The sequence below is a fragment of the Pararhizobium sp. DWP3-4 genome (assembly GCF_049898205.1).
In the GTDB taxonomy this organism is placed as follows: domain Bacteria; phylum Pseudomonadota; class Alphaproteobacteria; order Rhizobiales; family Rhizobiaceae; genus Pararhizobium.
In genome coordinates, this window is the sequence record NZ_JAFCXF010000004.1 from 348,761 (window position 1) to 375,233 (window position 26,473).

Annotated in this window: 23 protein-coding genes, 1 tRNA gene and 1 pseudogene; 16 read left to right on the forward strand and 9 right to left on the reverse strand. The window is 59.2% G+C overall.

Annotation, left to right across the window (positions count from 1 at the left end; genetic code table 11):
* The first annotated feature begins 21 nt into the window (after positions 1–21).
* The 4 genes from surE to ACP7E6_RS13475 all read left to right on the forward strand — a co-directional run bounded on the left by surE (position 22) and on the right by ACP7E6_RS13475 (position 4,200).
* Complete coding sequence (surE, locus tag ACP7E6_RS13460) at positions 22–792, forward strand: 5'/3'-nucleotidase SurE (RefSeq protein ID WP_426230228.1); 771 nt, start codon at positions 22–24, stop codon at positions 790–792.
* Entirely contained in the window at positions 789–1,442 is a 654-nt protein-coding gene (locus ACP7E6_RS13465; RefSeq protein WP_426230229.1) for a protein-L-isoaspartate(D-aspartate) O-methyltransferase, read from the forward strand. Before surE ends, ACP7E6_RS13465 begins: the two co-directional genes overlap by 4 nt.
* Before the next feature lie 288 nt (positions 1,443–1,730).
* Positions 1,731–2,387 carry a biotin biosynthesis protein BioC gene (locus ACP7E6_RS13470; RefSeq protein ID WP_426230230.1) on the forward strand — a complete coding sequence of 219 codons (657 nt, stop codon included), beginning with the start codon at positions 1,731–1,733 and terminating at the stop codon, positions 2,385–2,387.
* A gap of 280 nt (positions 2,388–2,667) precedes the next feature.
* Positions 2,668–4,200, forward strand: coding sequence for a peptidoglycan DD-metalloendopeptidase family protein (locus ACP7E6_RS13475; protein WP_426230231.1), 1,533 nt, complete (start codon positions 2,668–2,670; stop codon positions 4,198–4,200).
* A gap of 59 nt (positions 4,201–4,259) precedes the next feature.
* Here ACP7E6_RS13475 and ACP7E6_RS13480 read toward each other — a convergent pair whose 3' ends face one another.
* A complete protein-coding gene (locus ACP7E6_RS13480) occupies positions 4,260–5,132 on the reverse strand; it encodes an ATP-binding protein (protein WP_426230232.1) in 873 nt (290 codons plus the stop codon).
* 242 nt (positions 5,133–5,374) lie between these two features.
* Here ACP7E6_RS13480 and yajC point away from each other — a divergent pair, with 242 nt between their 5' ends.
* The 5 genes from yajC to ACP7E6_RS13505 all read left to right on the forward strand — a co-directional run bounded on the left by yajC (position 5,375) and on the right by ACP7E6_RS13505 (position 10,154).
* Positions 5,375–5,710: a preprotein translocase subunit YajC gene (gene yajC, locus ACP7E6_RS13485; RefSeq protein ID WP_113243607.1), complete on the forward strand. Its 336-nt coding sequence runs from the start codon at positions 5,375–5,377 to the stop codon at positions 5,708–5,710.
* Between the two features lie 60 nt (positions 5,711–5,770).
* On the forward strand, positions 5,771–8,329 hold the full coding sequence (gene secDF, locus ACP7E6_RS13490) for a protein translocase subunit SecDF (protein ID WP_426230233.1): 2,559 nt from the start codon (positions 5,771–5,773) through the stop codon (positions 8,327–8,329).
* Between the two features lies 1 nt (position 8,330).
* Positions 8,331–8,717 carry an Mth938-like domain-containing protein gene (locus ACP7E6_RS13495; RefSeq protein WP_426230234.1) on the forward strand — a complete coding sequence of 129 codons (387 nt, stop codon included), beginning with the start codon at positions 8,331–8,333 and terminating at the stop codon, positions 8,715–8,717.
* A gap of 9 nt (positions 8,718–8,726) precedes the next feature.
* Positions 8,727–9,596, forward strand: a complete 870-nt coding sequence (locus ACP7E6_RS13500) for a phytoene/squalene synthase family protein (RefSeq protein ID WP_426230235.1) — start codon at positions 8,727–8,729, stop codon at positions 9,594–9,596.
* Positions 9,597–9,722: 126 nt separating this feature from the next.
* Complete coding sequence (locus tag ACP7E6_RS13505) at positions 9,723–10,154, forward strand: hypothetical protein (protein ID WP_426230236.1); 432 nt, start codon at positions 9,723–9,725, stop codon at positions 10,152–10,154.
* Here ACP7E6_RS13505 and trmFO read toward each other — a convergent pair.
* From trmFO to ACP7E6_RS13520, 3 genes are all read right to left on the reverse strand, one after another.
* Entirely contained in the window at positions 10,151–11,572 is a 1,422-nt protein-coding gene (trmFO, locus tag ACP7E6_RS13510) for a methylenetetrahydrofolate--tRNA-(uracil(54)-C(5))-methyltransferase (FADH(2)-oxidizing) TrmFO (protein ID WP_426230237.1), read from the reverse strand. The two genes, ACP7E6_RS13505 and trmFO, sit on opposite strands and share 4 nt — an antisense overlap.
* A gap of 142 nt (positions 11,573–11,714) precedes the next feature.
* The gene (locus ACP7E6_RS13515; RefSeq protein WP_081927849.1) at positions 11,715–11,858 is read right to left on the reverse strand and encodes a DUF1127 domain-containing protein; all 144 of its coding nucleotides are present in this window, start codon (positions 11,856–11,858) and stop codon (positions 11,715–11,717) included.
* Positions 11,859–12,364: 506 nt separating this feature from the next.
* Complete coding sequence (locus tag ACP7E6_RS13520) at positions 12,365–12,508, reverse strand: DUF1127 domain-containing protein (protein WP_018325257.1); 144 nt, start codon at positions 12,506–12,508, stop codon at positions 12,365–12,367.
* 1,084 nt (positions 12,509–13,592) lie between these two features.
* On the opposite strand from ACP7E6_RS13520, the gene ACP7E6_RS13525 reads away from it, so the two are divergent.
* From ACP7E6_RS13525 to tig, 4 genes are all read left to right on the forward strand, one after another.
* Positions 13,593–14,705, forward strand: a complete 1,113-nt coding sequence (locus tag ACP7E6_RS13525; RefSeq protein ID WP_426230238.1) for a DUF2157 domain-containing protein — start codon at positions 13,593–13,595, stop codon at positions 14,703–14,705.
* Positions 14,702–15,283, forward strand: a complete 582-nt coding sequence (locus ACP7E6_RS13530) for a GDYXXLXY domain-containing protein (RefSeq protein ID WP_426230239.1) — start codon at positions 14,702–14,704, stop codon at positions 15,281–15,283. The genes ACP7E6_RS13525 and ACP7E6_RS13530 overlap by 4 nt, the downstream gene beginning before the upstream one ends.
* Before the next feature lie 213 nt (positions 15,284–15,496).
* Positions 15,497–15,581 (forward strand) — tRNA-Leu (locus tag ACP7E6_RS13535).
* 172 nt (positions 15,582–15,753) lie between these two features.
* Positions 15,754–17,226 carry a trigger factor gene (gene tig, locus ACP7E6_RS13540; protein WP_426230240.1) on the forward strand — a complete coding sequence of 491 codons (1,473 nt, stop codon included), beginning with the start codon at positions 15,754–15,756 and terminating at the stop codon, positions 17,224–17,226.
* Positions 17,227–17,582: 356 nt separating this feature from the next.
* Here the strand turns inward: tig and sthA are convergent, their stop codons facing one another.
* Positions 17,583–18,989, reverse strand: coding sequence for a Si-specific NAD(P)(+) transhydrogenase (gene sthA, locus ACP7E6_RS13545; protein ID WP_426230241.1), 1,407 nt, complete (start codon positions 18,987–18,989; stop codon positions 17,583–17,585).
* A 232-nt stretch (positions 18,990–19,221) separates the two neighbouring features.
* On the opposite strand from sthA, the gene ACP7E6_RS13550 reads away from it, so the two are divergent.
* Positions 19,222–20,283: a magnesium and cobalt transport protein CorA gene (locus ACP7E6_RS13550; protein ID WP_426230242.1), complete on the forward strand. Its 1,062-nt coding sequence runs from the start codon at positions 19,222–19,224 to the stop codon at positions 20,281–20,283.
* 10 nt (positions 20,284–20,293) lie between these two features.
* Here the strand turns inward: ACP7E6_RS13550 and radC are convergent.
* From radC to phaC, 4 genes and pseudogenes are all read right to left on the reverse strand, one after another.
* Positions 20,294–21,040 (reverse strand): annotated as a pseudogene (radC, locus tag ACP7E6_RS13555) (RadC family protein); the annotation flags it as partial.
* Between the two features lie 53 nt (positions 21,041–21,093).
* Entirely contained in the window at positions 21,094–21,921 is an 828-nt protein-coding gene (gene map / locus ACP7E6_RS13560; RefSeq protein ID WP_113315756.1) for a type I methionyl aminopeptidase, read from the reverse strand.
* 30 nt (positions 21,922–21,951) lie between these two features.
* Positions 21,952–22,671 carry a DNA/RNA nuclease SfsA gene (gene sfsA, locus ACP7E6_RS13565; RefSeq protein WP_426230243.1) on the reverse strand — a complete coding sequence of 240 codons (720 nt, stop codon included), beginning with the start codon at positions 22,669–22,671 and terminating at the stop codon, positions 21,952–21,954.
* A 24-nt stretch (positions 22,672–22,695) separates the two neighbouring features.
* Positions 22,696–24,549 (reverse strand): poly(3-hydroxyalkanoate) polymerase subunit PhaC, encoded by a 1,854-nt coding sequence (gene phaC, locus ACP7E6_RS13570; protein ID WP_426230244.1) that lies wholly within the window; start codon positions 24,547–24,549, stop codon positions 22,696–22,698.
* A gap of 172 nt (positions 24,550–24,721) precedes the next feature.
* Here phaC and ACP7E6_RS13575 point away from each other — a divergent pair, with 172 nt between their 5' ends.
* Together ACP7E6_RS13575 and ACP7E6_RS13580 are read left to right on the forward strand one after the other, a co-directional pair.
* Positions 24,722–25,060 carry an SHOCT domain-containing protein gene (locus tag ACP7E6_RS13575; RefSeq protein ID WP_426230245.1) on the forward strand — a complete coding sequence of 113 codons (339 nt, stop codon included), beginning with the start codon at positions 24,722–24,724 and terminating at the stop codon, positions 25,058–25,060.
* Between the two features lie 122 nt (positions 25,061–25,182).
* Complete coding sequence (locus ACP7E6_RS13580; RefSeq protein ID WP_113315759.1) at positions 25,183–26,400, forward strand: LL-diaminopimelate aminotransferase; 1,218 nt, start codon at positions 25,183–25,185, stop codon at positions 26,398–26,400.
* The last annotated feature ends 73 nt before the right edge of the window (positions 26,401–26,473 follow it).

Below are 26,473 nucleotides of genomic sequence, written 5' to 3' on the forward strand. Positions count from 1 at the left end.
CGTCTTGCGGCAGGGGTTGAGATGCGAATTCTGCTGACAAATGACGATGGCATCCACGCCGAAGGCCTTGCCGTGCTCGAACGGATCGCCCGGACGATTTCCGACGATGTCTGGGTGGTGGCGCCGGAAACAGACCAGAGCGGCCTTGCGCATTCCCTGACCTTGTCGGAACCGTTGCGGCTGCGGCAGATTTCGGAAAAGCACTTTGCCCTGCGCGGCACGCCGACCGATTGCGTCATCATGGGCGTGCGCAAGGTTCTCGATATCAAGCCGGACCTGATTTTGTCCGGGGTCAATGTCGGCGCCAACATGGCCGATGACGTCACCTATTCCGGCACGATCGCCGGCGCCATCGAAGGCACGCTGCAGGGCATCCGCTCGTTTGCGCTGAGCCAGGCTTTTCGTCATGCGGATGGCGGCATCGTGCCGTGGGACGTCGTGGAAACCCATGCGCCAAAACTGCTGAAGAAGCTGATACCGCTCGATCTGCCGGACGGGACCTTCCTCAACCTGAATTTCCCCAACTGTTCGGCTGATGCGGTGACCGGTACCGAGGTCACCTGCCAGGGCAAGCTTGATTTCGGCCTGTCGATCGACGAGCGCTCCGATGGGCGAGGCCATCCATACTACTGGCTTCGTTTCGGCGAGCGCTTCGGTGATTTCAGGGCTGGAACCGATATCCATGCGATCCGCGAGCACAAGATTTCCGTGACCCCGTTGAAGCTCGACCTGACCGATTATGCCGTACAGGATCGTGTTGCCCGCGCGCTTCTCGATGGAGAGGGCGATTGAGCCCGCGCGTCGTCGAGCAGGAGGGGTTTGCCGCCTTGGTGTTGCGCCTGCGGGCCGAGGGCATCTCCAACAAGGAGCTGCTCAACGCTGTCGAGCAGACGCCACGGTCCATTTTCACTCCGCCGCAATATCAGGAAAATGCCTATTCTTCCCGGCTCGTTCCGCTGGAATGCGGCGCCTTCATGGAAGGGTTCGATTTTGCCGTGCGGCTTTTGCACTGTCTGAATATCAAGGCGGGGCAGCGCGTCCTTGAAGTTGGTACCGGCAGCGGGTTTACCGCCGGCGTGATGGGACGGATGGCCGAGCGGGTGCTGACGATCGAGCGTTACAAGACGCTTGCGACCGGCGCCCAGCGAAACCTCGAAAAGGCCGGTATCCGCAACGTGATCGTGCGCCAGGCGGATGGAAGTATCGGGCCGACGGGCGAGGGAACCTTCGACCGCATCCTGGTAACCACCGCATTCTCCAGCTTGCCGCGGGTGTTTTCCGATCACCTCGTCTCGGGTGGCGTTCTCATCGTACCGATCATGATGAGCGAAACCGAATGCCGTATCGTCCGGTTGACGCGCACCGGCAGCCGGTTTGACCGGGAAGATCTCTTCGAGGCGCCTTATCTGCCGTTCGTTGCGCAGGTCGCGTCCTTTCTCTGAGTTCCGAAACGTTCTTTTTTCACAGCACGATTTTTCGGGTGGGACCCGAGAATCGTTATGTGCGAGCACTGATTCCGTCGTTTGTTGCGGTCGTGAAGCGCGCCTGCGTGCATTCCATTTTGCTTGTTAAGGGATTTATTGTTGCGAAAACAAAATGTTAATTTTCCGTTAATTTTGGTCAGTTTGACGCAAGCCTCGGGGCCTAACCGAACATGCAGACGAGCTGACCTCTGACCGGAAACGTATGTGTCAGTTCCATTCCAGGCGCCAAAACGCAGGAGACGGCAGATGCACATCGCAAACAGACTGACCTCGGCAGCCGCCGGTGACGGCCTGAACAATCTTGCCGGCCGGGCTGCAGCACAAGGTGCTTCTGGCGCCCGGGAAGACGGCGCCGCGCCCGCATTGCCGGCGGGCGGCTACGATCCGTCCTCGCGTGTTTCGCTGTCCGCCGAAGCTCTTCTATTCCTTGGCCGAACCAAGCGGGTGCAGGAAAAATACCCGGCACTGACAAAAGACGAATGGAGCAACACGCTTTCACCGCAACTCGCCGCCCGCGAATATCAAGCTTTCGGAAAATATGGCGAGACTGGTGACCACAAGGCCTATTACCGCGCCTTCATCGAGTACTACGACAACTTGCGTCCGGAAGATCAGAACAGCCTTCGCTATTTCGGCACCAGGGATGCGGCCATCGCGGGGGCTCGCTCCGTCGCTTACAGCGACGAAAGCGGCATAGCCGGCGGATCGACATTCCAAACGCTCGTCAGCGTCCTGCTGGACGCCGACAAGGTACAGTCGGAGTTGACCGGACCGAGGGACGGCGGCGGAATGATAACCGGCGATATGTTCGGCTGGGATACCGGGACTATCAGTTACGAGGATGTCACGCAGACACGCAGCCTTGTGTCCGGAATAGAACAGTTCTATCGCGAAAATTTCTAAGCCAAAACGCCCCCTTAAAATCGTAATTTGCGGTTTTTTGCCTTGAAGCCATCACGTCCCGGTCAAGGCCAAGGGCTTTGACAAATCGAGACGGCGCGCTTGCGGGCCTGCGTTTCGGCCTGTCCTGGCCAGGATCTGCCATTCGATATGGCGTGCCATAATCATCATGGTTATCAATTCATCAAAAAAAGTAGAAGCTAATATCGGTTTTAACCGTGCGGTAACTCTAATGCGTTTTAATCATTTCACACCGAGTTGTGTTCCAAGTGGGTAAAGTGTCATGCGTATTAGAGTTTCGTCGAGTGTGGGAAAATCCGCTGTTCGCTTGCTTGCAGCGTTATTGCTGGCAAGTGTAGCGACAGGATGCAGCTCCGATGCAAGCCGCTTTGGCGGGCTTTTTTCGAAGTCCGATAATCTAACGACCAGCTCGATATCCGGCAGCAATGTCCCAATTCCGCGCAGTGATGTGCAGGGTGGAGGTCTGGCGGCGGCCCCAGTGGGGCAGGTCAATCGCCAAGAGGCGGTCAGTCAGCCTTTCCCGGATCCGGTCAATACGGCATCGGCGCCGGTCTCTCGTGCCCGGGAAGCTTCGACGCCGATCAACGTTCAGCGCGGAGTCCTTGCTGATCCTACGGCAAAGGCCCGCGACACCTCGCTCTCCCAGCCATTCCCGGCGGCGCGTGAAACCGCAAAGGCTGGCCGGAATCTCAATGCTGATCCGATCACGACGGCGACGACATCCAAGGGTGGCTGGTCTACAACGAATGCGCCTGCCGTCCTGCTGCGTCAGGGCGATACGGTCGCTACGCTCTCCAAGCGGTTTGGCGTGCCGGAGAAGGAAATTCTCAAGGCTAACGGCTTGACGTCTTCATCCCAGGCGGAGCCGGGCCAGCGCATTCTGATCCCGACCTTCGGCGTTGCCGGCAGCGCCGCCAAGGCATCCGCATCGGACGCGGCGGCCAGCCTCGATGTCGACAAGCAGAAGAATGTTCCGGTCCAGCCGGACAGCCGCGACGTGGCAATCCTGCCCGGCCAGTCCCAGTCCCGTGAAAAGGGCGTCAACCGCACCGATATGGCTGCCGGTAAGCAGCCGGTTTCCGGCGATGGTAACGGTCAGGGCGGGGCCTACACAGTCAAGGCAGGTGATTCCATCAACCGGATTGCCAAGGCAAACGGCGTGTCGGTCGATGCACTACGCAAGGAAAACGGCCTGACCAGTGCTGCAATCCGCATCGGCCAGACGTTGAAAATTCCGGGCGGCAATGCTTCGGGTGCAGATCAGGTCGTCACGGCTTCTGTTCCGAAGAAGGCCGACGCGAAGATTGCCAAGGCAGACGGCACGAAGCCGGCCGAATATACGGCGCCGGTCGCCAAGCAGTCGGTGACGGAAGTCGCATCGAAAGAAGACACGACTGAGGCGTCGCCGAAAGCCACAGGCATCAGCAAGTATCGCTGGCCGGTTCGCGGTGCAGTGATTGCCGGATACGGCGCCAATGTCGAAGGCAACCGCAACGACGGCATCAACATCTCGGTTCCTGAGGGCACGCCGATCAAGGCCGCCGAAAACGGTGTGGTCATCTATTCCGGCAGCAGCCTCAAGGAACTCGGCAATGCCGTTCTGGTTCGCCATGACGACGGCACGGTCACGGTCTACGGCAACGCTTCGGAACTGAAGGTTCAGCGCGGCCAGAAGATCCAGCGGGGCCAGACGCTGGCAGCATCCGGCATGAGCGGCACGGCAACGCAGCCGCAGGTACACTTCGAGGTGCGCAAGAACGCCAGCGCAGTCAACCCGACGACGTTCCTGGAATAGTCCGGGGCTCCCATCGATCATTAAAAGAAAAGCCCCGTTTCGGGGCTTTTCTTTTGCGTTCAGACCAGATCGATTTTCTTTTGCGAGCGGCCCGCGAGGTCCTGGATGAATTGCCAGGCGACACGGCCGGAGCGCGCGCCGCGCGTCGTGCTCCATTCCAGTGCGTCGGCGTGAAGCTGCTTGGGGTCGGCCTCCAAGCCGAAATGCGCGGCATAACCGTCGATCATCGCCAGATAGTCGTCCTGGCTGCATTTGTAGAACCCGAGCCAGAGCCCGAAGCGATCGGACAGCGAGACCTTTTCTTCGACTGCTTCGGACGGATTGATCGCCGTCGATTGCTCGTTTTCCATCATGTGACGCGGTAAAAGGTGGCGCCGGTTGGATGTTGCATAAAGCAGCACATTTGCCGGCCGCCCCTCGATGCCGCCGTCGAGCACGGCTTTCAGCGATTTGTAGGACGTGTCGTCGTGATCGAACGAGAGGTCGTCGCAGAAGACGATGACCGGAACAGGGGCAGCTTTCAGGATTTCCATCAGGGTCGGCAGCGTGGCGATATCCTCGCGGTGCACCTCGACCAGTTTCAGGCGGATGCCGGCATCTGCAGAAACGCTGGCGTGAACCGCCTTGACCAGGGAGGATTTGCCCATTCCGCGCGCCCCCCAGAGCAGCACGTTGTTGGCCGGAAAGCCTTGCGCAAACCGAAGCGTATTGTCGAACAGGATATCGCGGACATGGTCGACGCTCTGGATCAGCTTGAGTTCGACGCGGTTCGGCTTGCTCACCGGTTGGAGATGCAGGCGCTGGGGCGACCAGACGAAGCATTCAGCCGCATCCCAGTCGTTGACGGCAGGGGCTGGACCGGCGATCCGCTCGATGGCAGCCGACAGCTTGCGCATTTCGGCAATCAGAAGGTCTATTTTTGTGTCCTGCATGAGAGCTTCCCCGATGATGACTAGGATTTTGGCTGTGGGGCCAACCTGTCCGGTAGCATGGCTGATCTAACGGTAAAAGGCGTGAAATCCGGTAGAAAGAGCTTCTCCTCGGGCCGATTTCATGTATGAGGCTGAAGGCAGAAGCCGGTTGGTCTGTTGTTGCATTCAAATCAGCCTTTCCTATATTCCGGCGATCCGAAACGCGGGCATCCGTCCGCCAAACTGCATTCAAGGAGTGATTGATGTTCATTACCGAGGCATTCGCCCAGACGGCACCCGGCGCAAGCGCCGGCGGCGCTGATATTCTCATGTCCATCCTGCCGTTCCTGCTGATCTTCGTCGTGATGTACTTCCTGATCATCCGTCCGCAGCGCGCCAACATGAAGCGCCGCGAGGAACTGCTGAAGAACATCCGTCGCGGCGATCAGGTCGTCACCGGTGGTGGAATTCTCGGCAAGGTGACGAAGGTCGTCGATGACAGTGAACTCGAAGTCGAAATAGCTGACGGCGTGAAGATTCGTGTGGTACGCAGTGGTGTATCCGAAGTCCGGGTGAAGGGCGAACCTGTCAAGGAATAAGCTTGCGGGGGAGGCCGGGCACACTGGTCACCTTGTAACGACATTACCTTTGAGAGCTTCATGCCGTATTTTTCCCGCTGGAAAACCATCATCGTCTGGCTCGTCGTGCTGTTCAGCATTCTGGTCGCCCTGCCGAACGCAGTATCGACCGCCAAGCTGGATACGCTGCCGAACTGGCTTCCGAAGAAGCAGATGATGCTCGGCCTCGACCTTCAGGGCGGATCGCAGATCACGCTGAAGGTCGAACGGGAAGATGTCGTCAAGACCCGCCTTCAGGCTGTTATCAATGATGTCGGCACGCGCCTTCGCGCTGCCGGCATCGGCTATTCCGGCCTATCCGGCACCGGCCAGGCGATCCAGCTTCGCCTTCGCGACCCAGCCCAGGCCGATGCTGCGCGGGCGGCCTTGAAGCCTCTGAGCGATCCCGTCAAGGCCACCGGCCTGACGAAGACCGACTTCAGCGAGGTTACGGTCGGGAACTCCTCCGATGGCAGCTTGTCTATCGCCGTCACGGATGACGGCATCAACCACAGGATTTCTGCCACACTCGACAGCGCGATCACGGTTCTGCATCGCCGCCTGACGGAGCTCGGCTCCCTGCAGCCAAAGATCCGCAGGCAGGGTGGCGACCGGATCATTGTCCAGATCCCCGGGCGTTATGATCCCGAGCAGATCAAGTACATCCTCGGTCAGGCCGGAACATTGTCGTTTCGCAGCATCGATATGTCGATGCCGGTCCAGGATGCGGTCAACGGCCAGCCGCCGCTCAATTCCGAAATCCTCTATTCTGCCGACGACCCGCCGATCGGCTACCTGTTGCGCCGCCAGCCCATCATCGACAACGCCGATATCGTCGATGCCCAATCGGCGATCAACGCGCAGTCCGGCAATCCCGTCGTCAACCTGCGGCTTGGAGCCGAAGGCACCACGCGGGTTGCTCAGGCGACGACCGATAATTCCGGCACGACGCTCGCCATCGTTCTGGACGGAGCGGTGATTGCCACGCCCCTGGTGCGCAAGGCGATTACCGACGGAACCGTCCAGCTTGTCGCGGACATGAGCCCGGAAGGCGCAGACGATCTGGCGTTGTTGTTGCGCGCCGGAGCCCTGCCGGCGCCGCTGACCGTTGTCGAGGAACGGTCGATCGGAGCGGGGCGCGGCGCCGATTCCATTCATTCGATCGTGACGGCCGGCGCAATCGGCGCCGTGCTCGTCATCGCCTTCATGATCGGTTTTTACGGGCTGTTCGGCGCAGTGGCGAGCCTTGCCGTTGCTCTCAACGCCGTCATGATCATCGCCGTTCTGACCGCCACCGGGCTCCCATTGACGCTGCCGGGCATTGCCGGGATCGTGCTGACCATCGGCATGGCGGTCGATTCGAACGTCTTGATCTACGAACGCATCCGTGAAGAGGTACGCCAGGGCCGTTCGGTGCGCGAAGCCTTGCAATATGGTTTCTCACGCGCCTTTGCTGCCATCGTCGATGCCAATATCACCACCCTGATTGCCGCGATCATCCTCCTCTTCCTCGGAACGGGTTCTGTCCGTGGCTTTGCCGTGACGCTTGCCATCGGTATCGTCACCACGCTGTTCACCGCCTTTACCCTGACCAGGGTCATGCTGGAAATCTGGGTCTCGCGCCGCCGGCCGACGGCTTTGCCGGACGGCATTCGCACCGGCATATTTGATGGTGCCGCACTCCGGTTCATGGCGATCCGCAACTATGTTTTCTCGCTAACCGCGCTTTTGTCCGTCGTCAGCATGCTGTTGTTCGGCGCGCTCGGCATCAATCTCGGCATCGATTTTTCCGGCGGCTCGGTGATCGAGCTGAAAGCCCGCGAGGGCGATGCCGATATCGAGGATATTCGCGGCCGCCTCTACGAACTCAACATCGGTGACGTCACGGTAAAGCCGTTCGGTTCGCCGCAGGATGTGGTGGTCCGGGTGCATTCGCGTGATGGCGGCGAGAATGCCGAGCAGACATCGGTGATCATGATCCGGGGCGAGCTTGAGGATCAATACGAGTTCCGCCGCGTCGAAGTCGTCGGGCCGTCGGTTTCCGGCGACCTGACCACGGCGGCCACCATCGGCGTGCTGGCTTCGCTGCTGGCGATCCTGATCTACATCTGGGTCCGGTTCGAGTGGCAGTTTGCTGCAGGCGCCATCGTCGCAACGCTGCATGACGTGCTTTTGACCATCGGCCTGTTTGTCGTGACCGGGATGGAATTCAACCTCACGAGTATCGCAGCCCTTTTGACCATCGTCGGTTATTCGCTCAACGATACCGTTGTCGTCTATGACCGCGTTCGCGAAAATCTCAGGCGATATCCGCGCATGCCTTTGCCGATCCTGCTGGACACGTCGATCAACCAGACCTTGTCGCGCACCGTGCTCACCGGTGCCACGACGATGCTGGCGCTGGCAGCCTTGTGCCTGTTCGGCGGCGAGGCGATCCAGTCCTTTGCGTTCGTGATGCTGTTCGGTGTGGCTGTCGGCACGTTCTCGTCGATCTATGTTGCGGGTCCGGTGCTCATCCTGTTCAAGCTGCGGCACGGAACCCCCGGCGATGCTGAAAAAACCGACGGCATTGCTGTGCAACCGGCCGGGGGAGCGCAATAACATGCGAAAACCCATCGAAATCCGGAAAGCTCATTTTCCGGGCCGGGCGCCGATCGACAGTTACGGCAATGGCGGCTTCCGCTTTGCCGAAATGTCCCATCGCGGCTCGCTGCTGATGCTGCCTTCGGGCATCTATGGCTGGGAGATGGTGGAAGGCGATCCGCTGACAGCCGACAATTTCCAGAGGGTTTTGGAAGAGGCGGCTGATATCGAGGTTCTTCTTGTGGGGACGGGCAAGGATATCAGGCCATTACCGGCTGCCTTGAAGGCGGTGTTCAAGGAACACGGGATTTCATCCGATCCGATGAGTACGGGTGCAGCCATCCGAACCTACAACATCATGCTTGCCGAAGAACGCGCCGTCGCCGCCGCCTTCATTGTCGTCTGACCGATAAATATGCCAGAAAACACTGCCATTCTTCAGCAGCCCGTCTACGACTTCAGCCTGGCTGCGTTGCGCGACAGCGACCGCGATCGTTATCTCGCCTGCCTCCTGTCGCCGCAGGACAGGCGCGGTCCGCTCTCGGCACTCTATGCGTTCCATGCGGAGATTGCCCGTGTGCGCGATCTCGTGCGCGAGCCGCTGCCCGGTGAAATCCGGCTGCAATGGTGGCGCGATGTGCTCGATGACCCAACCGGTGCAAGCGGCGAGGGCAACCCGCTGGCCGAGGCGCTGCTTGCCTGCGTGAAAAGCCACAATCTGCCGGTTCCGGTGCTGCAGAACATGATCGATGCGCGTATCTTCGATCTTTATGACGATCCGATGGAAAGCCGGGCGTCGCTCGAAGGCTATGCCGGTGAAACCGCGTCGGCGCTTATTCAGCTGGCAAGCCTGATTCTCGATCCCGCAGAGGCGCAAAACTCGGCGTCGGCCGCCGGCCATGCCGGTGTCGCCCAGGCGATTGCCGGTCTTCTTCTGCTCCTGCCGCTGCATCGACGGCGCGGGCAGGTCTATTTTCCGGGCGAACTTCTGGCCGCGACCGGGCTTGACCGCGACAGTTTCCTGTCCGGCGAGAACGGACAGTCCGTAACCCTGGCAATCCGTGCATTTGCCGGTCTTGGCCGCGAGCACCTTGCCAAGGCCCGGGCAGCGGCCGGTTCCATTTCGCCTGCGAATCGCTACGCATTCACCGCGCTGGCGCTGGCAGAGCCGGTGTTTGATCGCGCCGAACGGGCAGGGGCGAAACTTTTCGAGCATTCGATCGTGCCGCCGCAATGGCGCCGGCAGTGGTGGATGTGGAAGGCCGCACGCAGCGGCAGATGGTGAAACGCAGGCGGCGTCTTTCATCTTCGTCAACGCTGTTGCGCGATGACGGGCACATTGGCGCAAGGTTCGCCGTTTAGGGTCGCATCCGTGGTATCGTTTTGAACGGTGTGAAGAGGAACCGGCGCTATGGGTTGGCCGATCGTCATCATCTGCATTGTGCTCGCAGGTTTTTTCTACATGCGGATGAAGGCGCGTGCCGAAAGTGACCGGCGTGAACCGGATGCCGGTGTGGCGATCCTTGATTTTGGACGGGCCTTTCCTGACGAAGCGATCCGGGCCATTCACGCGACGGCCGATGAGAAAGCCTATTTCGTCCGCCTGCATGATGGCAAGGCTGGTTTCATGGCAGCACATGGCACGCATTTCGTCTGCCATCTGATCGAAGCCGGCAAGGTCAACGTCGGCAACGCCGACAGCGGACGCGGCCTGAAGGTGCACTTCACCGATTTTTCCTATCTCGACGGCGTCTATGAGTTTGCAAGCCCGGAAATAGCAGCCGAGGTTTCCCTCTGGCTGCTCGGCAGTTTCAAGCCGCAATCGGAACTTGCGGCTCTTTAGGCGGATTGGATCATCTTCAGCCAGGCTGCGCAATCGTCGAGCGCCCGCTGCGCCACCAGTTGTTTCTTCATCACCGTCTTGTCCTTGCCGCGAAAGCGCTTGACGCCTTCGGGCTTGACGATCGCCCCCGGCTCCAGCAGCGGGAACAGGCCGAAATTTATGTTCATCGGCTGGAACGAGCGTTTGCCCGGTTCGTCATCCGAAACGATATGGCCACCGGTAATGTGGTTGAGCAGCGAGCCGAAGGCGGTGGTCTCCGGAGGAAGCGGCAGGGATTGGCCCCTGCGCTCTGCAGCAGCAAAACGGCCGGCAAGCAGGCCGATGCTGGCGCTTTCGACATAGCCTTCGCAGCCGGTGATCTGGCCGGCGAATCGCAGTCCCGGCCGTGACTTCAGCGTCAGCGACCTGTCGAGCAGCACCGGTGAATTGATATAAGTGTTGCGGTGCAGGCCGCCGAGGCGGGCAAACTCGGCTTTTTCCAGCCCGGGAATCATCCGGATCAATTCCGCCTGGGCGCCATATTTCAGTTTTGTCTGGAATCCGACCATGTTGTAGAGCGTGCCAAGCGCATTGTCCTGGCGCAGTTGCACGACGGCATAGGCCTTGACGGTCGGGTTATGGGCGTTGGTGAGGCCCATCGGCTTCATCGGGCCATGCCGCAGGGTTTCGCGGCCGCGCTCTGCCATCACCTCGATCGGCAGGCAACCGTCGAAATAGGGTGTGCCTTCCCATTCCTTGAAGCCGGTCTTGTCGCCGGCGATCAGCGCATCGACAAAGGCATTGTACTGAGCCTCGTCCATCGGGCAATTGATATAGTCCTTGCCTGTGCCGCCCGGTCCGACCTTGTCGTAACGGGACTGGAACCAGCAGATGTCCATATCGATGCTCTCGGTATGGATGATCGGCGCGATTGCATCGAAGAAGGCCAGCGCATCGGCGCCGGTTTCCGCCTGGATCGCCGTTGCAAGCGAAGGCGCCGTCAACGGGCCGGTGGCGATAACAGCCAGATCCCATTCCTTTGGCGGCAGACCGCTGACTTCCTCGCGCACGACGGTGATCAGCGGATGGGCGTCGATTGCCGCAGTCACCGCGTCCGAAAAGCCGTCGCGATCAACCGCAAGCGCTCCACCGGCCGGAACCTGGTTCCTGTCGGCGCAGGACATGATCAGCGAACCGGCAAGCCGCATCTCTGCGTGCAGGACGCCGACTGCATTGCTGGTGGCGTCATCGGAGCGGAAGGAGTTGGAACAGACCAGTTCGGCAAGGCCGTCGGTCTTGTGAGCATCCGTGCCACGGACGCCGCGCATCTCGTGGAGAATAACCGGAATGCCTGCCTCGGCGATCTGCCAAGCGGCTTCTGAGCCTGCGAGGCCACCGCCGATAACGTGGATGGGGGAGTGCGAAGATGTATCTGTCATGCGCCGTTTATTAGAGCAAGGCGGGCAGGAAGGAAACCGGTTCCGTGCTGTTGATTTTGCAAAGCCCGGAATCAAAAACGGCACTCCATGGTGCCGTTTTTAGTTCCTCGACATTCCCGGCCCGGTCAACGGACTGGTCCGATTAACGGAAGGAACGCGAAGCGATATTGCGGATGTCGAAGCGGGTGATACCGATGTCCGTCAGGGCGTGGTTGGACAGGTTGCCAAGTTCAGCAACGGTGCGGCGGTAGTTGATCCAGCTTTTTGCGATACGAATCGGGTTCATGATCTTTTCCTTGAGACATACAAATGAGCAGTGCAGTGATTGCCTGCTTCGTTGACATCCTTGTACGCCTTTCGCCGGAAAAGATGGAGTGCAAAGAAAATGCATCTGCTATGCGTTTGTGCAATGCGATGCTGTTTCGCTGAGCATTTTGGGAGGCTGATGAAAAAGAAGCCATAGGTTAACGGTGCGGCCAGCGAAACCTGGATCCATTTAACCATTTGTTTTTTAGGTGTGTTTTTTGTGGCGAAATTATGTGGCGGTACGAGCTGCGAGCCAGATTGCGCGGCTAGGCGCGGTAAGCATGCCGCTGCAACGAAAATAGGCATTCGCAGATATGCTGCACTGCGTCGAAAGCTGTGGTTGATCTGTGACTGGGCGCTGCGATGGTCCGTCAGGCCGTTCAAACCCTGCAGGCGGAATCTGGACGAAAAAAAACGCCCGCCGGTTTGAGCCGGAGGGCGTTTGGTCGCTGCACACCTGGCCGGAGAACCGGCCGGTTGCGAGACTTACTTGACTGCCTGGCGGGCAACGTACTGGATGTCGCCACGGCCGATGCCGAGGTCGTTCAGTTCGCGGTCGGTCATGCGGCCGAGTTCGTTGCAGGTCTGACGATACTTGCGCCAATTGTTGAACGAGCGAGCGATGTTCATAATGCTGGTCCTTTCTAGGTTTGCCAGCACCGTGCTGGCCCTCATCTGATGGTTGGAATATAGGCCGTTCGGCGCTGAAATTACAGAGACAATGCTGCATCGCACCCATGCGCTTCTTGCACGCCTCAAGGTCACGATTGACATCGCCTGACCAAATTCTGTGCGAACGCGACAGACTTGGATAAGGGCGGCCTGATTTTCAAACGAGAGTTTTAACAAAAAACAACGCCCGTCAGGGGAGGAGGTCCGACGGGCGTTGCTTGTTCTGATCGACAACTGGGAGGAGGAGTGTTGCCGATCCCATCAGGGCGCGCTGGGAGGAGGAGTGCGCTGCCCTGAAGCTGCATTCAAGATAATTGCTGCTAGTAAGAATGTGTAGCGACAATGCCGAATGGCACCCATGTGGAAGGTGCATAGCTGGCGACATTCCAATGCGCGGCCCGATCAAATTTTCAGCAAGTGCCAACCCGGCGCTCAACAAAGCCCAGAAAACATAGGTTTTTCTGAAGAGGTGAAACGAATAACGCCCGCTGGGGGAGGAGATCCAGCGGGCGTCATTTAAGGGGATGAGCAACTGGGAGGAGGAGTGTTGCCCATCGGATCGGAATGGCGCTGGGAGGAGGAGTGCGCCAGTCCGAATTCTATGAAGCGAACCTTTCGGTCCGCTGGCCTTTTCCACTTCTGAGCGGAAACGGCTGGCCTTGCCGCTGACGGCCCCGATCGCTTTCGCTGATCTCGTTCCGTCTTCTTGAGTTCAATATAGCTGCGGACCTGTCATTTGTGCAGTGCAATATTATCATGGATGATATGCAGATTATGCATGACGTTAACTGTTCGCCTTCGGTCTCTTGGATGAGGAATGATCGCATGCAAACCTTCATGCTTCGTTAACGATGATCACCCTTCGCAATTTCCCTTAAACGGTACTGGAAAGGATGCGGTGACCTGCGCAGCGGCGAGCGGAGCTTTTGATTCGAAAGGAATTTACCGGCCTACGGTTACCCCTGCACAAGCGCTGCTGCTCTAGGAATTGCCGATGCCTATGATATGTGTTGCGCAACAAGCGCATGCAAGGAGATCGGTCATGTACCGGGGGCGGATCGAAAAAGACTTCAACACATGGGTTTCCAAGGGGATGCTGGACCCCGCAGCCGCAAAGGCGATGCTCGGCGAATACGATGCCCGCGAAACCGTCTTCAGTGCTGGCAGGGTGCTTTTGGTTCTGGCTGCCATCCTGCTGTCGGCGGCTATCCTGCTGCTGGTTGCGGCCAATTGGGAAGCGATCCCACGCCTCCTGCGCGTCGCCGGTATCGTTGCCCTCATCTGGGTCTTTTATCTCACAGGTGCCGCCTGCCTTGGCCGCGGGCTCAAGGCAATGGGTACCGCGCTGCTGGTGCTGGCGACTATGACGTTTGGCGGTGGGATCGCGCTGGTGGGGCAGATGTATCACCTGTCGGGCGATGCGACGGATGCGCTGCTCGTCTGGTTCGCGGCAGCCTGCGTCGCGGCGGTCGCCTTTCGCTCTGCCGCGCTTGCGGTGCTCTGCGGTTTTCTGGCCTGGGCTGTTTTCGGAGAGCTGGTGATCGATAATGATACGTCCTTCGAGGGGAACGGCTATATCTACCTGGTGCCGATGCTGATCGTCATCGTTATCGCCTTGGTGCGTTATACCAATGCCGGCATTGCCCGGCATCTTGCATATCTTCTCGGCCTGGCCTGGCTCGGATGGCTTTACATCGAGCTGCCGGAGGTTTGGGTCGCGGGTCTTCTGTTCGGGGCCGGCCTCGTGGCGTTCCTAGTGGCGAGCCTTCCCCTGTCGCCGCTCTATCGTTTTGCTCGTGATGCGGGAGCCGCACCGGCGTTCTATAGCTTCGCGCTTGCCGTGATGGGGCTGGCCGCGTTGCATACGGAGGTCGATGGTCTTGGCCAGGAGATCGCGATCGGTGCAACGACGCTTGCGGTGGCATTGGGCGGCATTGCCATCGCCGGCCGGCTGAACGGCGCTGTCCGATTTCTCGGCTATGCGGTTTTTGCGGCAGAGACCCTGTATCTGGCCTCCGAGACATTGGGCAGTATCCTCGGCACATCCAGCTTCTTCCTGATCGCCGGGGGCGTCGTCGCCTTGATCGCCTGGCTCGTTATCCGGCTGGAAAAACGGCTATCGTCCAAAACCACGGTGGAAGGGAGCGCAGCATGAGCAACAATCCGTTGATGAGGCCCTTGTTCGCTGCAATCCTGGTCGCTGTGCTGCAGACTGCTTTCCTCGGCTACATGATCGAAAGCCGGGCCTCGATCCTGCGCAACGGTGTCGATGTGGTGCTGAAGACCGTCCCCGTCGATCCGCGCGACCTGTTGCGCGGCGACTATGTCATTCTATCCTACGATATCTCGACCATTCCGGCCGACAAGGTAACGGGCGGTTTTCCCACCGAGGCAACCGATGCACAGCTCTCCGTGCGTCTGGAAAAACAGCCGGACGGTTTTTGGGGTGTTGCGGAAGCATCCTTCGGTGCTCTTGCGCCAAGAGAGGGCAGTGTCATTGCCCGCAGTGCACCGTTCTACTTCTATCCGGCGTCGGATAGCCAGCAGGCTTCGCTGAATGTCGATTATGGCATAGAGCGTTATTACGTGCCGGAAGGCGAGGGCAAGGTTCTGGAGGAGGCGCGCAATGCCAGCGCACTGTCGGTGACCGCCCGGGTCGATGACGACGGACGAATGCAGATCCGTCTGATCGCTGTCGATGGCAAGCCGCTGTATGAGGAGCCGCTTTATTGACGGCGAGAAGCGGTTTCTTGGCCGGCAGGTGACAGGAACACGACAAAAGCCGCATTTTTCCGTCGATCCCCATTTTTCCTTTGATCCCTTGGAAACGGGTGATATAGAGACGCCGCGCTCGGGAACGCCCTGAACCCGGTGCAGGCTGGTCACAGGCGTTGTCGCCGAAGACTTTTCTGTGCCGATGCGAGCAGGCGCTGCGGTTTTCTGAACGCGGGTATGGTGAAATTGGTAGACACGCCAGATTTAGGTTCTGGTGCCGCAAGGCGTGGGAGTTCAAGTCTCTCTACCCGCACCAGAATAATGGGACGTCCAGGGCTTGCCTTGGCGTCGATCGAGAGGACGGCGCCATTTTGCTTGCAAAACGGTGACTGATTTGCGTAAAGCCACTCCCGGCAAATGGATCGGCTCAAGTGCTCGTGTACAAAAACACCGACAGAGCCCTGTCAACGTGAAATGAAGGTTTGAACATGCAGGTTATCGAAACGCTCGCTGAAGGGCTGAAGCGCGAACTCAAGGTCGTTATCCCGGCCAAGGACATGGAAGCTCGTATGAACGAGCGTCTCGCCGAAACCAAGGACAAGGTCCGTATCAACGGCTTCCGTCCGGGCAAGGTGCCTTTCGCACATCTGAAGAAGATGTACGGCAAGTCGATCATGGCTGAGCTCGTCAATGAACTCGTTCGCGAAAAGCCGACCGAAATCCTGTCCGAGCGCGGCGAAAAGTCTGCGACGCAGCCGGAAATCGCGATGACCGAGGACGAAGCCGAAGCGGACAAGATCCTCAGCGCCGAAGCAGATTTCGAATTCACAGTCGCTTACGAAATTATCCCGGCGATCGAACTCAAGGACGTCAGCGGCATCAAGGTGACCCGCGAAGTCGTTGATATCGACGAAGCCGAAGTGACCGAGCAGATCCTCAAGATCGCTGAAAATGCCCGCACGTATGAAACCAAGAAGGGCAAGGCCGCCAACGGCGACCGCGTCACCATCGATTACCTCGGCAAGGTTGACGGCGAAGCCTTCGACGGCGGCAAGGACGAAGACGCTGAGCTGGTTCTCGGTTCCAACCGGTTCATCCCGGGCTTTGAAGAACAGCTCGTTGGCCTGAAGGCTGGCGACGAGAAGGTCATCAACGTGACGTTCCCGGCCGAATACCCGGCTGCAAACCTTGCTGGTAAGGACGCCACTTTCGACATCACCGTCAAGGACGTCGCTGCCGCTGCTGAAGTTGAAATCAACGACGACCTCGCTACCAAGCTCGGCCTCGAATCGGCTGACAAGCTGAAGGAAGTCGTTCGCGGCCAGATCGAAAGCCAGTACGGCTCGATGACCCGCCAGAAGGTCAAGCGTCAGATCCTCGACCAGCTCGACGAACTCTACCAGTTCGACACGCCGCAGCGCCTCGTTGACGCCGAATTCGACAATATCTGGCGCCAGATCAACACCGACCTGGAACAGGCCGGCAAGACCTTCGCCGACGAAGACACCACGGAAGAAGAAGCGCGCGGCGAATACCGCAAGCTGGCTGAACGCCGCGTCCGCCTCGGTCTGGTTCTCTCGGAAATCGGCGAAAAGGCCGGCGTCACGGTAACCGACGAAGAAATGCAGCGTTCGCTGTTCGAACAGCTTCGCCAGTTCCCCGGCCAGGAAAAGCAGATCATCGATTACTTCCAGAAGACCCCGGGTGCTGCCGCCTCGCTGCGCGCCCCAATCTTCGAAGAAAAGGTCGTCGATCACCTGCTCTCCGAAGTGAAGGTCACCGACAAGACCGTCAGCAAGGAAGAACTGATGGCTGACGACGAGGAAGGCACTTCGGATACGAAGAAGGCCGCTTCGAAGAAGAAGGTTGCCAAGGCTGACGCTGCGGAAGGCGAAGAAGCCGCTGCACCGAAGAAGAAGGCTCCGGCCAAGAAGAAGGCTGCCGACGACAGCGCCGAATAAGCTCGCGCATCGTTGCATGATTTGAAAAAGCCGTCCCGAGAGGGGCGGCTTTTTCCATTTGCTGGGCAGGGAGATTATTCTGGCTTAACCTAACCCATCCAGCCAATACCGGTGGGCGGGATCAGGACGCGTTGAAAATTTCTGTAACAGCAGGTTTCAGCAATGAGTTTGCCGGAACGTAAGCCGGGACCGGGAACATCAGATTGTGACGAAGTGTCGGTTGGGCGGGCATGTTCAGCCGCTGAGGCGCCGGCAGCATGCTGGAGTTGGCCACGAGCCGCCATCTCCCTGTCTCATCGTTCTTGAAAGCCGCGTCGGCCGCAATATCCGCAACGTGCCAAGCGCCCTCACGCCGCCTATATTTTCGGGGAAACCTCACCCATCCGGTTACCGGCATCAAGGCCGGCAATCTTGTAGGCTTCGGCCAGCGTCGGGTAGTTGAAGGTATTCTCGACGAAATATTCGACGGTGCCCTTTAGGTTGAGCACCGCCTGGCCGATATGGACGAGTTCGGTCGCACCTTCGCCGACGATGTGGACCCCGAGCAGGCGCCGGGTCTTCAGCGAGAAGATCAGCTTCAAGAGCCCGGAATCCAGTCCCATGATGTGGCCGCGCGATGTTTCGCGAAAACGCGCGATGCCGCATTCATAGGGAATACCGCGCTCCTTGACCTCTTCCTCCGTCAGGCCGCAGGTCGAAATTTCCGGGACAGCATAGATGCCGTAGGGGAAGAATTTCGGCGGTTCCTTGGCGATCGCACCGACCGCAACGCGGGCTGCGATGCGGCCCTGTTCCATCGAGGTGGAGGCAAGGCTCGGGAAGCCGACGACGTCGCCGGCGGCATAGATGTTCGGAACCGATGTCTGGAACGTCTCCGGGTTGACGCTGAGGCGGCCACGATTGTCGGCCTGAAGACCAGCGGCCTCCAGATTGAGCGAATCGGTGGCCCCCATGCGGCCGGCGGCAAACAGCACCATTTCGCAGATGATGACGCGGCCGCTATCAAGCTTGATCGAGCATTTGCCGTCCGCCATCCGCTCCACCTTTTCGGCCTTCTGGCCGAGATGCAGCTTCATGTTGCGGTCGCGCAGCTGATAGGTGAAGTCCTCGACGATTTCCTTGTCGATGAAATCGAGCATGGTGGATTTCGGATCGATCAACGTGACCTGCGTATCCAGTGCACTGAAAATCGTCGCATATTCGATGCCGATAACGCCGGCACCGATCACGGCCATGGAGCGGGGCAGGTCCTGGATTTCAAGCAGCTCGTCGCTATCGAGCACCGTCTTTCCGTCGAAGGGTATGTAGTCCGGGCGAAACGGCTTCGTGCCGACCGCAAGCAGGATGCTGGTGGCGGAAACCTGGATGATCTCGCCGTCTTCCTTGAGGATCTGCATTGTCTGCGGGTCGATGAAGCTGGCCTTGCCGCGGATATGCTGAACGCGGTTGCGGGCGAACTGGTGTTCCAGCACCTCGACCTCGTGATCAAGGGTGATCAACAGGCGGCGGCGAAGATCCTCGGCGCTGATTTCTTCCTTGACCCGGTAGGCCCGCCCGTAAAAGCCGCGCTCGCGCCAGCCGGTGAGATTGAGTGCGGTTTCGCGAAGGGTTTTGGAGGGGATGGTTCCGGTATGCACCGAGACGCCGCCGACACGCTTTCCCTGTTCGATGACAAGAACCTTCTTGCTCAGCTTGGCGGCCTGGATTGCGGCTCTGCGCCCTGCAGGTCCACTGCCGACAACCACGAGATCGTACTGGTTCATGACGCGTTTCCGATGATGGAGGAGAATCATTGTGCGTTGCGGCAAATGTCGCCCGCAAGCGTCTATATCGTCAATCTTACAGTTTAATAAAGCCTTGGGAACAGGCCCAGGCTTACCGATGCTTATTTTATGAAAAGCGATTATATTGTATCGGGCAATCCGCTGTTTGCGGCGAGGAACGCGCTTTCAGCGACAGGTGAGACTGACTGCGGTTTGGGGCGGAGGATTTGTCATGGCTTTGCAGGATGCTGAGGGTCGGCAGGAAAGCGAGACCGCCGCGTCGCTTGACGCACTCAGGGCGCCGCCTGCAAAACCGCGCAGCCGTCCCGGTGTCGTTGCGGCTGCCGTTTACGAACATGGTCAGCGCATCCTCGATATCGAGATCAAGGACGCACACGAATGGAAAGGCCGCGACAAGGCGGTGGTCTGGATCGGCCTGCATGAGCCGGATGAGGCCCTGTTGCGTGAGGTCCAAGCCGAGTTCGGTCTGCATGAACTGGCCATAGAAGATGCCGGCCATGCCCATCAGCGCCCGAAACTGGAAATCTACGGCGATGCCATCTTCGTCGTCGCCCGCACGGCGCACATGATGGGCGAGGAGATCGTCTTTGGTGAAACGCATCTGTTTGTCGGCCGCGGCTATGTCGTCTCAGTCCGCCACGGACCGTCAACATCCTACAACCTTGTCCGGCAACGCTGCGAGGCGTCGCCTGCCGCATTGGCCCATGGCGAGAACTACATCCTCTATTCCATTCTCGATTTCATCGTCGACAACTACATGCCCGTCGTTGAAGGCATCCATACGGAAGTGGAGGAACTGGAAGAACGGGTTCTGCGCGACCGGCTGAACAAGAAGGATATCGAACGCCTCTATTTCCTGCGTCGAAGCCTGCTGCGCCTGCGCAATGCCGTCGTGCCGCTTGTCGATGTCTGCCGGCGCCATGAGCATCTCGATCTGCCCGGCATGGACGCAACGTTGCACGCGCTGTTCCGTGATGTAACCGATCATGTCCGGCGGGTACAGGAGGATATCGACACGTTGCGCGAGGTGCTGGCCTTTACCTTCGAAGCCAGCTTGATGATCGGTCAGTCGGAACAGACCGAAATTTCCCGAAAGCTCGCATCCTGGGCCGCGATCCTCGCTGTACCGACGGCGATTGCGGGTATCTACGGGATGAATTTCGACGACATGCCCGAACTGAAGTTCAAGTATGGATATTTTGTTGTTCTGGCGCTCATCGTCATCGTCTGCAGCATGCTCTACCGCATGTTCCGGCGGGCGAAGTGGCTGTAAACCACAAAGATCAAATCAGCCGTAGCCCCTTGAGGCTGGCATGACCATCCTTGCCGATGATGATGTGATCATGGACGGTGATCCCCAGCGGTTTTGCCGTATCGACGATCATCTTGGTCATTTCGATATCAGCCCGGGAAGGGGTCGGATCACCGGATGGATGGTTGTGCACGAGAATAAGGGCCGTCGCGGACAGTTCGAGCGCCCGCTTGACCACTTCGCGCGGATAGACCGGCGTGTGATCGACTGTTCCGGTCTGCTGCACCTCGTCTGCGATCAACGCGTTGCGCTTGTCGAGGAAGAGAATGCGGAACTGCTCGCGGGTCTCGTGCGCCATGGCGGCATGGCAATAGTCGATCACCGATGACCAGGAGGCCAGGACCTGCTTGCCCTTGAGCTCGCTCTTCAGTGTCCGGTGGGCAACGGTCGAGATCAGCTTCAGATCGAAGGCCACGGCCTCGCCGATGCCCTTCACCTCCTGCAGCAAGACAGGCGAGGCGCCGAACACACCGGCGAGCGTTCCGAAGCGTTCAAGCAACGCCTTGGCGATCGGTTTGGTATCGCGGCGCGGGATCAGCCGGAACAGCAGCAGCTCGAGGATTTCATAGTCGGCCAGCGCCGTGTCGCCATGGTCTTTGTAGCGCGTTCTCAACCGGTCGCGATGGCCATGATAGTGTGCATCGTCCTGTTGAACGGTGGGCATGCCAAGGCTGGAGCGTTTGGGTTGCTGTTCGGCGAAAAAGCCCCGTTCATCAGCCAGTTGCTAGTGATCGCCTTCGGAAGAAAAAGGGAGCTTTGTCATCGCAAACCTTATGCCGGCAGGCCCGGACGGTCGAGACCGCCAGGCGATAGAGTGAAAATCTCGCAGCCGGTGGCGGTAACGCCCACGGCGTGTTCGTATTGCGCCGACAGCGACCGGTCGCGGGTGACGGCGGTCCAGCCATCGGCCAGAACCTTTACATGCGGGCGCCCCAGATTGATCATCGGCTCGATGGTGAAGATCATGCCTTCGCGCATTTCCGGGCCTTCATTGGCGCGGCCATAGTGCAGGATGTTCGGCGCATCATGAAATAGGCGGCCGACGCCGTGGCCGCAGAAATCGCGCACCACCGAACAGCGTTCGGCTTCGGCAAAGGTCTGGATGGCTTCGCCGATGGCACCGGTGCGCGCGCCGGGCTTGACGGCGGCGATACCGCGCATCAGGCATTCATGGGTGACTTCGAGCAGACGCTGAGCGGCGCGCTTGATTTCGCCGACCGGATACATCCGGCTGGAATCGCCGTGCCAGCCGTCGATAATGTAAGTGACGTCGATATTAACGACATCACCTTCGCGCAACGGCTTCTCGTTGGGAATGCCATGGCAGACGACGTGGTTGATCGATGTGCAGGACGACTTGGTGTAGCCGCGATAGTTGAGTGTCGCGGGCAGGGCACCGTGATCCATCCCGAAATCGAACACGAAACGGTCGATCTCGTCGGTGGTTACGCCCGGTTTGACGCGGCTTGCCAGTTCGTCGAGGCAGCGTGCCGTGATCTGGCAGGCGCGCTTGATCCCGGCAAAATCCTCGGGCGTATAGAGGCGGATAACGCCGGTATTCTTGTAGGGCGCTGACGCTGCCTCGATATAGGTGACCATTACAATACTTTCAGTTGTCTTTGATCAATGTCATAGATCAGCACAGGCGGGTTCGTCTATCGGGATCAGCCCGCCAGGCGCAATTTGCTGCGGCGAAACCCGGCATTTGACGGCGAAAGTCTCAACCCCGCGCTGCATCGCCCGCCGAAAAGCCTTTGCATAAAACGGGTCGAGATCGCGGCATATGCTGAACGTGGCGCAGTCGTCCCGCTGGATCAGGTAGAGCATGATGCCGCGATGGCCCGCCTCGACCATGTCGCCGAGTTCTTCCAGATGTTTTGCACCGCGTGCCGTCGGGCTGTCTGGAAATTCGGCCAAGCCGGGTGTGCGGCTGAAATGCACGTTCTTGACCTCGACATAGGCACGGCCGCGTTCGGGATCGCTGAGCAGCATGTCTATGCGGGAATTGCGGCCATATTTCTGCTCACGCTGGAGCGTCGAATAGAGATGAAGGTCGCCAACCTGTCCCGCCTTGATGGCCTCTTCCGCCAACCTGTTTGGCAAGCCGGTATTGATACCGACGACGGTGCCGCCGACCTCGACCATTTCGAACATGTGCTGATATTTGCGTGTCGGACTGTCGTGCTCGGAAAGCCAGATGCGTGAGCCGGGCGTCGTCAGCCCGCGCATCGATCCGGTATTGGGACAGGAGCCGGTGATGGCGCGCCCATCCTCAAGTACGGCATCAAAGAGAAAGCGTTTGTAGCGCTGAATGAGGACGGCGGGCACCAGTGGCCTGTCGAAGAGCATGAAGTGTCGGTGTCCGTTGTTTGATCAGGCGCGTGCCCGGACATAGGAGCCCGGCGCTTCTTCCAGAGAGTTGAGTTTGCCGCCCGTCTTTCGTGCCGGGACGCGATCGCCGTCGAGCGCTTCGATCCAGGACTGCCAATGAGGCCACCAGGACCCCGGCGTTTCACTGGCCGTCTTGACCCAGTCGTCGAAATCGCCCGTAGCCGGGCCGCCGGTCCAGAACTGGTATTTTCCCTTGTCCGGCGGATTGACGACGCCAGCGATATGGCCTGAACCTGACATGACATAAGTGACATCGCCGCCAAAGAACTGGCTGCCGACGAACACCGATTTTGCCGGGGCGATATGATCTTCCTTGGTGGCGAGATTGTAGATCGGGATTTTGACGTCACCGAGCGAGATCGTCTTGCCCGCCAGCACCATCGTGCCCTTGGTCAAGTTGTTCTGCAGATAACAATTGCGCAGATAGAAGGAATGGTTGGCCGCGGGCATCCGGGTCGAATCGGAATTCCAGTAAAGCAGGTCGAAGGCCGAGGGTTCCTGGCCTTTCAGGTAGTTGTTGACGAAATATGGCCAGATGAGATCCGACGCCCGCAGCATGTTGAAGGCCATCGCCATCTTCGAGCCATCGAGATAGCCGGTCTCCTTCATCTTTTCTTCCATCTGGGCTATCTGCGCCTCGTCGGCAAACACCTTGAGGTCACCGGCATGGGTGAAATCGACCTGGGTGGTAAACAGGGTGGCAGAGCGGATGCGCGTGTCGCCTTCCTGCGCATGCAAGGCAAGCGTAGCGGCAAGCAAGGTGCCGCCGACGCAATAGCCGATCGCATTCACCTCTTCTTCGCCGGTCGCCTGACGGATGGTGTCGAGCGCAAAGCCGATGCCTTCGCGGGCATAGGATTCCCAATCCTTGCCGGCGTGGCGTTCATCCGGATTGACCCAGGAGATGACGAAGACGGTGTGGCCCTGATCCACCGCCCATTTGATGAAGGATTTTTGCGGGTTGAGGTCGAGAACGTAGAACTTGTTGATCCATGGCGGGCAGATCAGAAGCGGCCGCTTCAGCACCGTTTCCGTCGCGGCATCATATTGCAGCACCTGGCAGACGTCGCTCTGGGCAATCACCTTGCCGGGCGTGATCGCGATGTTCTCGCCGACCGCAAACTTGCTGACATCGGTCTGGCGCAGTTTCAGGTCGCCCTTGCCGGCAACGATGTCCTCGGCCAGCATCTGCATGCCCTTGACCAGATTGGCGCCACTGGAGGCGACGGTCTCCCGGTAAAGCTGGGGGTTTGTGGTGACAAAATTGGCCGGCGACAATGCGCTGGAAATCTGCCGCACATAGAAGGCGGCCTTGTGTTTGGTGTGGTCGTCGAGGCCTTCGGCGTCGCGCACCATCTTGTCCGCCCAATTGGACGTGATGAAATAGGCCTGGCGCAGGAAATCGAAGAACGGATTGGCGACCCAGTCGGCATCGGAAAACCGCTTGTCATTGCGGGGTACGTCGTCGGGATCGCTGACCGTCTCGCCGCCCATTCTTTGCAGCGTGCGGGTCCACATCGAGAAGAAGCTGCCCATCAGGTAGGTCTGGGCTTCAAGCGTGCGCCTGGGATCGGAGATCCAATATTCGGAGACTTTGGAGAGGGTCTTGACCATGTCGACCATCGGATCGGCGGCCATGTCGATCTTCTCGCCGCTTTCGCGGGGCGCAAGCCAGGCGGACGCCGCCTTGCCGAGCTGCTCGACCGTGCGGGCGAGATTGATCGTAAAGGCTTCAGGGTCCTTGACGATGTAGGGATCGACGGATTTCGGGTCGAAACCGGGAAAACCATCCGTGCTGGCGCCGGTCTGGCCCTCGGCCTTCCTGTCTTCTGCCACCCAGTTTCCTCCACAGATGTTTGTTTGTTTTGTCTTTTTACATTCTGCCTTAAAATGATTACAAGTGCCAGCGCATGTTGGACTCGGGGCACATTGGCTGTCCGCCGGTTTCGGTTAGAGTTCAACCAAAGTGCCGGGCAGGGGCGAGATGACGAAGTCGGGGAAAGCAGTGATGACGCGGATGGTGACGGCCTTTGGAATGGCAGGTTTGGTGCTTGCTCTTGCCGCGTGCAGCTCGGCAAAAGTCGAAGAGCAGCCGTCGATCTATTCCGCCACCATGGCCAAACCCATTCCCACGGATGTTTATCCCGTCATCGAAGGAAAACTGCCGGCTGCCGGCCCCCAGATGAGCAATGAAGAGGCTGCAAGCCAATCGGCGCGGCTGACGGCGCTTGGGGCTGCCCGCTCGTCGGGAAAAATCTCCGAAGCGGAATATCAGCGCCGCCTGAAGGAGCTGCAGCAGCTGGCCGCCAATCACGGTGCCGATACGCTGAAGCAGATACAGAAATAGCGCTTGCGTTTCGGCTGATTTGGACGCAAAGCGTTTCATGGCCGCGTGGGCCTGATTGCACCGCGCGCGTTTCCTTGCACGCATGAATCCTGCACGGGGACGGCGCAAGACGAGGTTTAGAAATGGAAGAGTTTCACAAAGTCCGGCGTCTGCCGCCTTACGTTTTCGAACAGGTCAACCGTTTGAAAGCCAGCGCGCGAGCGGGTGGAGCTGATATCATCGACCTCGGCATGGGCAATCCGGACCTTCCGACACCGCAATCCGTGGTGGACAAGCTGTGCGAGGTCGTTCAGGACCCGCGCACCCACCGCTATTCGTCTTCCAAGGGCATTCCGGGCCTTCGCCGCGCGCAGGCCGCCTATTATGCCCGCCGTTTCGGCGTCAAGCTTAATCCCGATACCCAGGTTGTGGCGACGCTCGGTTCCAAGGAAGGCTTCGCCAATATGGCGCAGGCGATCACCGCGCCTGGCGACGTGATCCTGTGCCCGAACCCGACCTATCCGATCCATGCCTTCGGCTTCCTGATGACCGGCGGCGTCATCCGTTCGATTTCGGTCGAGCCGGATGACACGTTCTTCCCGCCGCTGGAGCGGGCGATCCGCCATTCGATCCCGAAGCCCATCGCGTTGGTCATCAACTATCCGTCCAACCCGACGGCGCATGTGGCAACGCTGGATTTCTACAAGGAAGTCGTCGCCTTCGCCAAGAAGCATGACATCGTCATCCTGTCGGATCTGGCCTATTCGGAAATCTATTTCGACGGCGTGATGCCGCCGTCCGTTCTGGAAGTTCCAGGCGCGATGGACAACACGGTCGAATTCACCTCGATGTCGAAGACATTCTCCATGCCCGGCTGGCGCATGGGCTTTGCCGTCGGCAACGAACGCCTGATCGCCGCCCTGACGCGGGTCAAGTCCTACCTCGATTACGGTGCCTTCACACCGATCCAGGTGGCGGCGACCCATGCGCTGAACAGCGATGGCTCGGATATTGCCGAAGTCCGCAACATCTACAAGCGCCGCCGCGACGTGCTGGTCGAAAGCTTCGGCAAGGCCGGCTGGGACGTGCCGCCGCCCGCTGCCACGATGTTTGCCTGGGCAAAGATTCCGGAAAAGTTCCGTCATCTCGGTTCGCTGGAATTCTCCAAGCTTCTGGTCGAAAAGGCCGATATCGCCGTGGCCCCAGGCATCGGGTTCGGTGAGCAGGGCGATGACTATATCCGCATCGCGCTGGTCGAAAACGAACACCGGATTCGTCAGGCCGCCCGTAGCCTCAAGAAGTTTCTCTCGACAGCCGACGATACGTTGCACAACGTCATCTCGCTGAACGCTCACCGCTGAGGCACCGGATTTTTCCGGTACCCCTCAATCTGCTCCGCCGTTTCAGGCGGAGCGCTCTCGATATGTTAGGAAA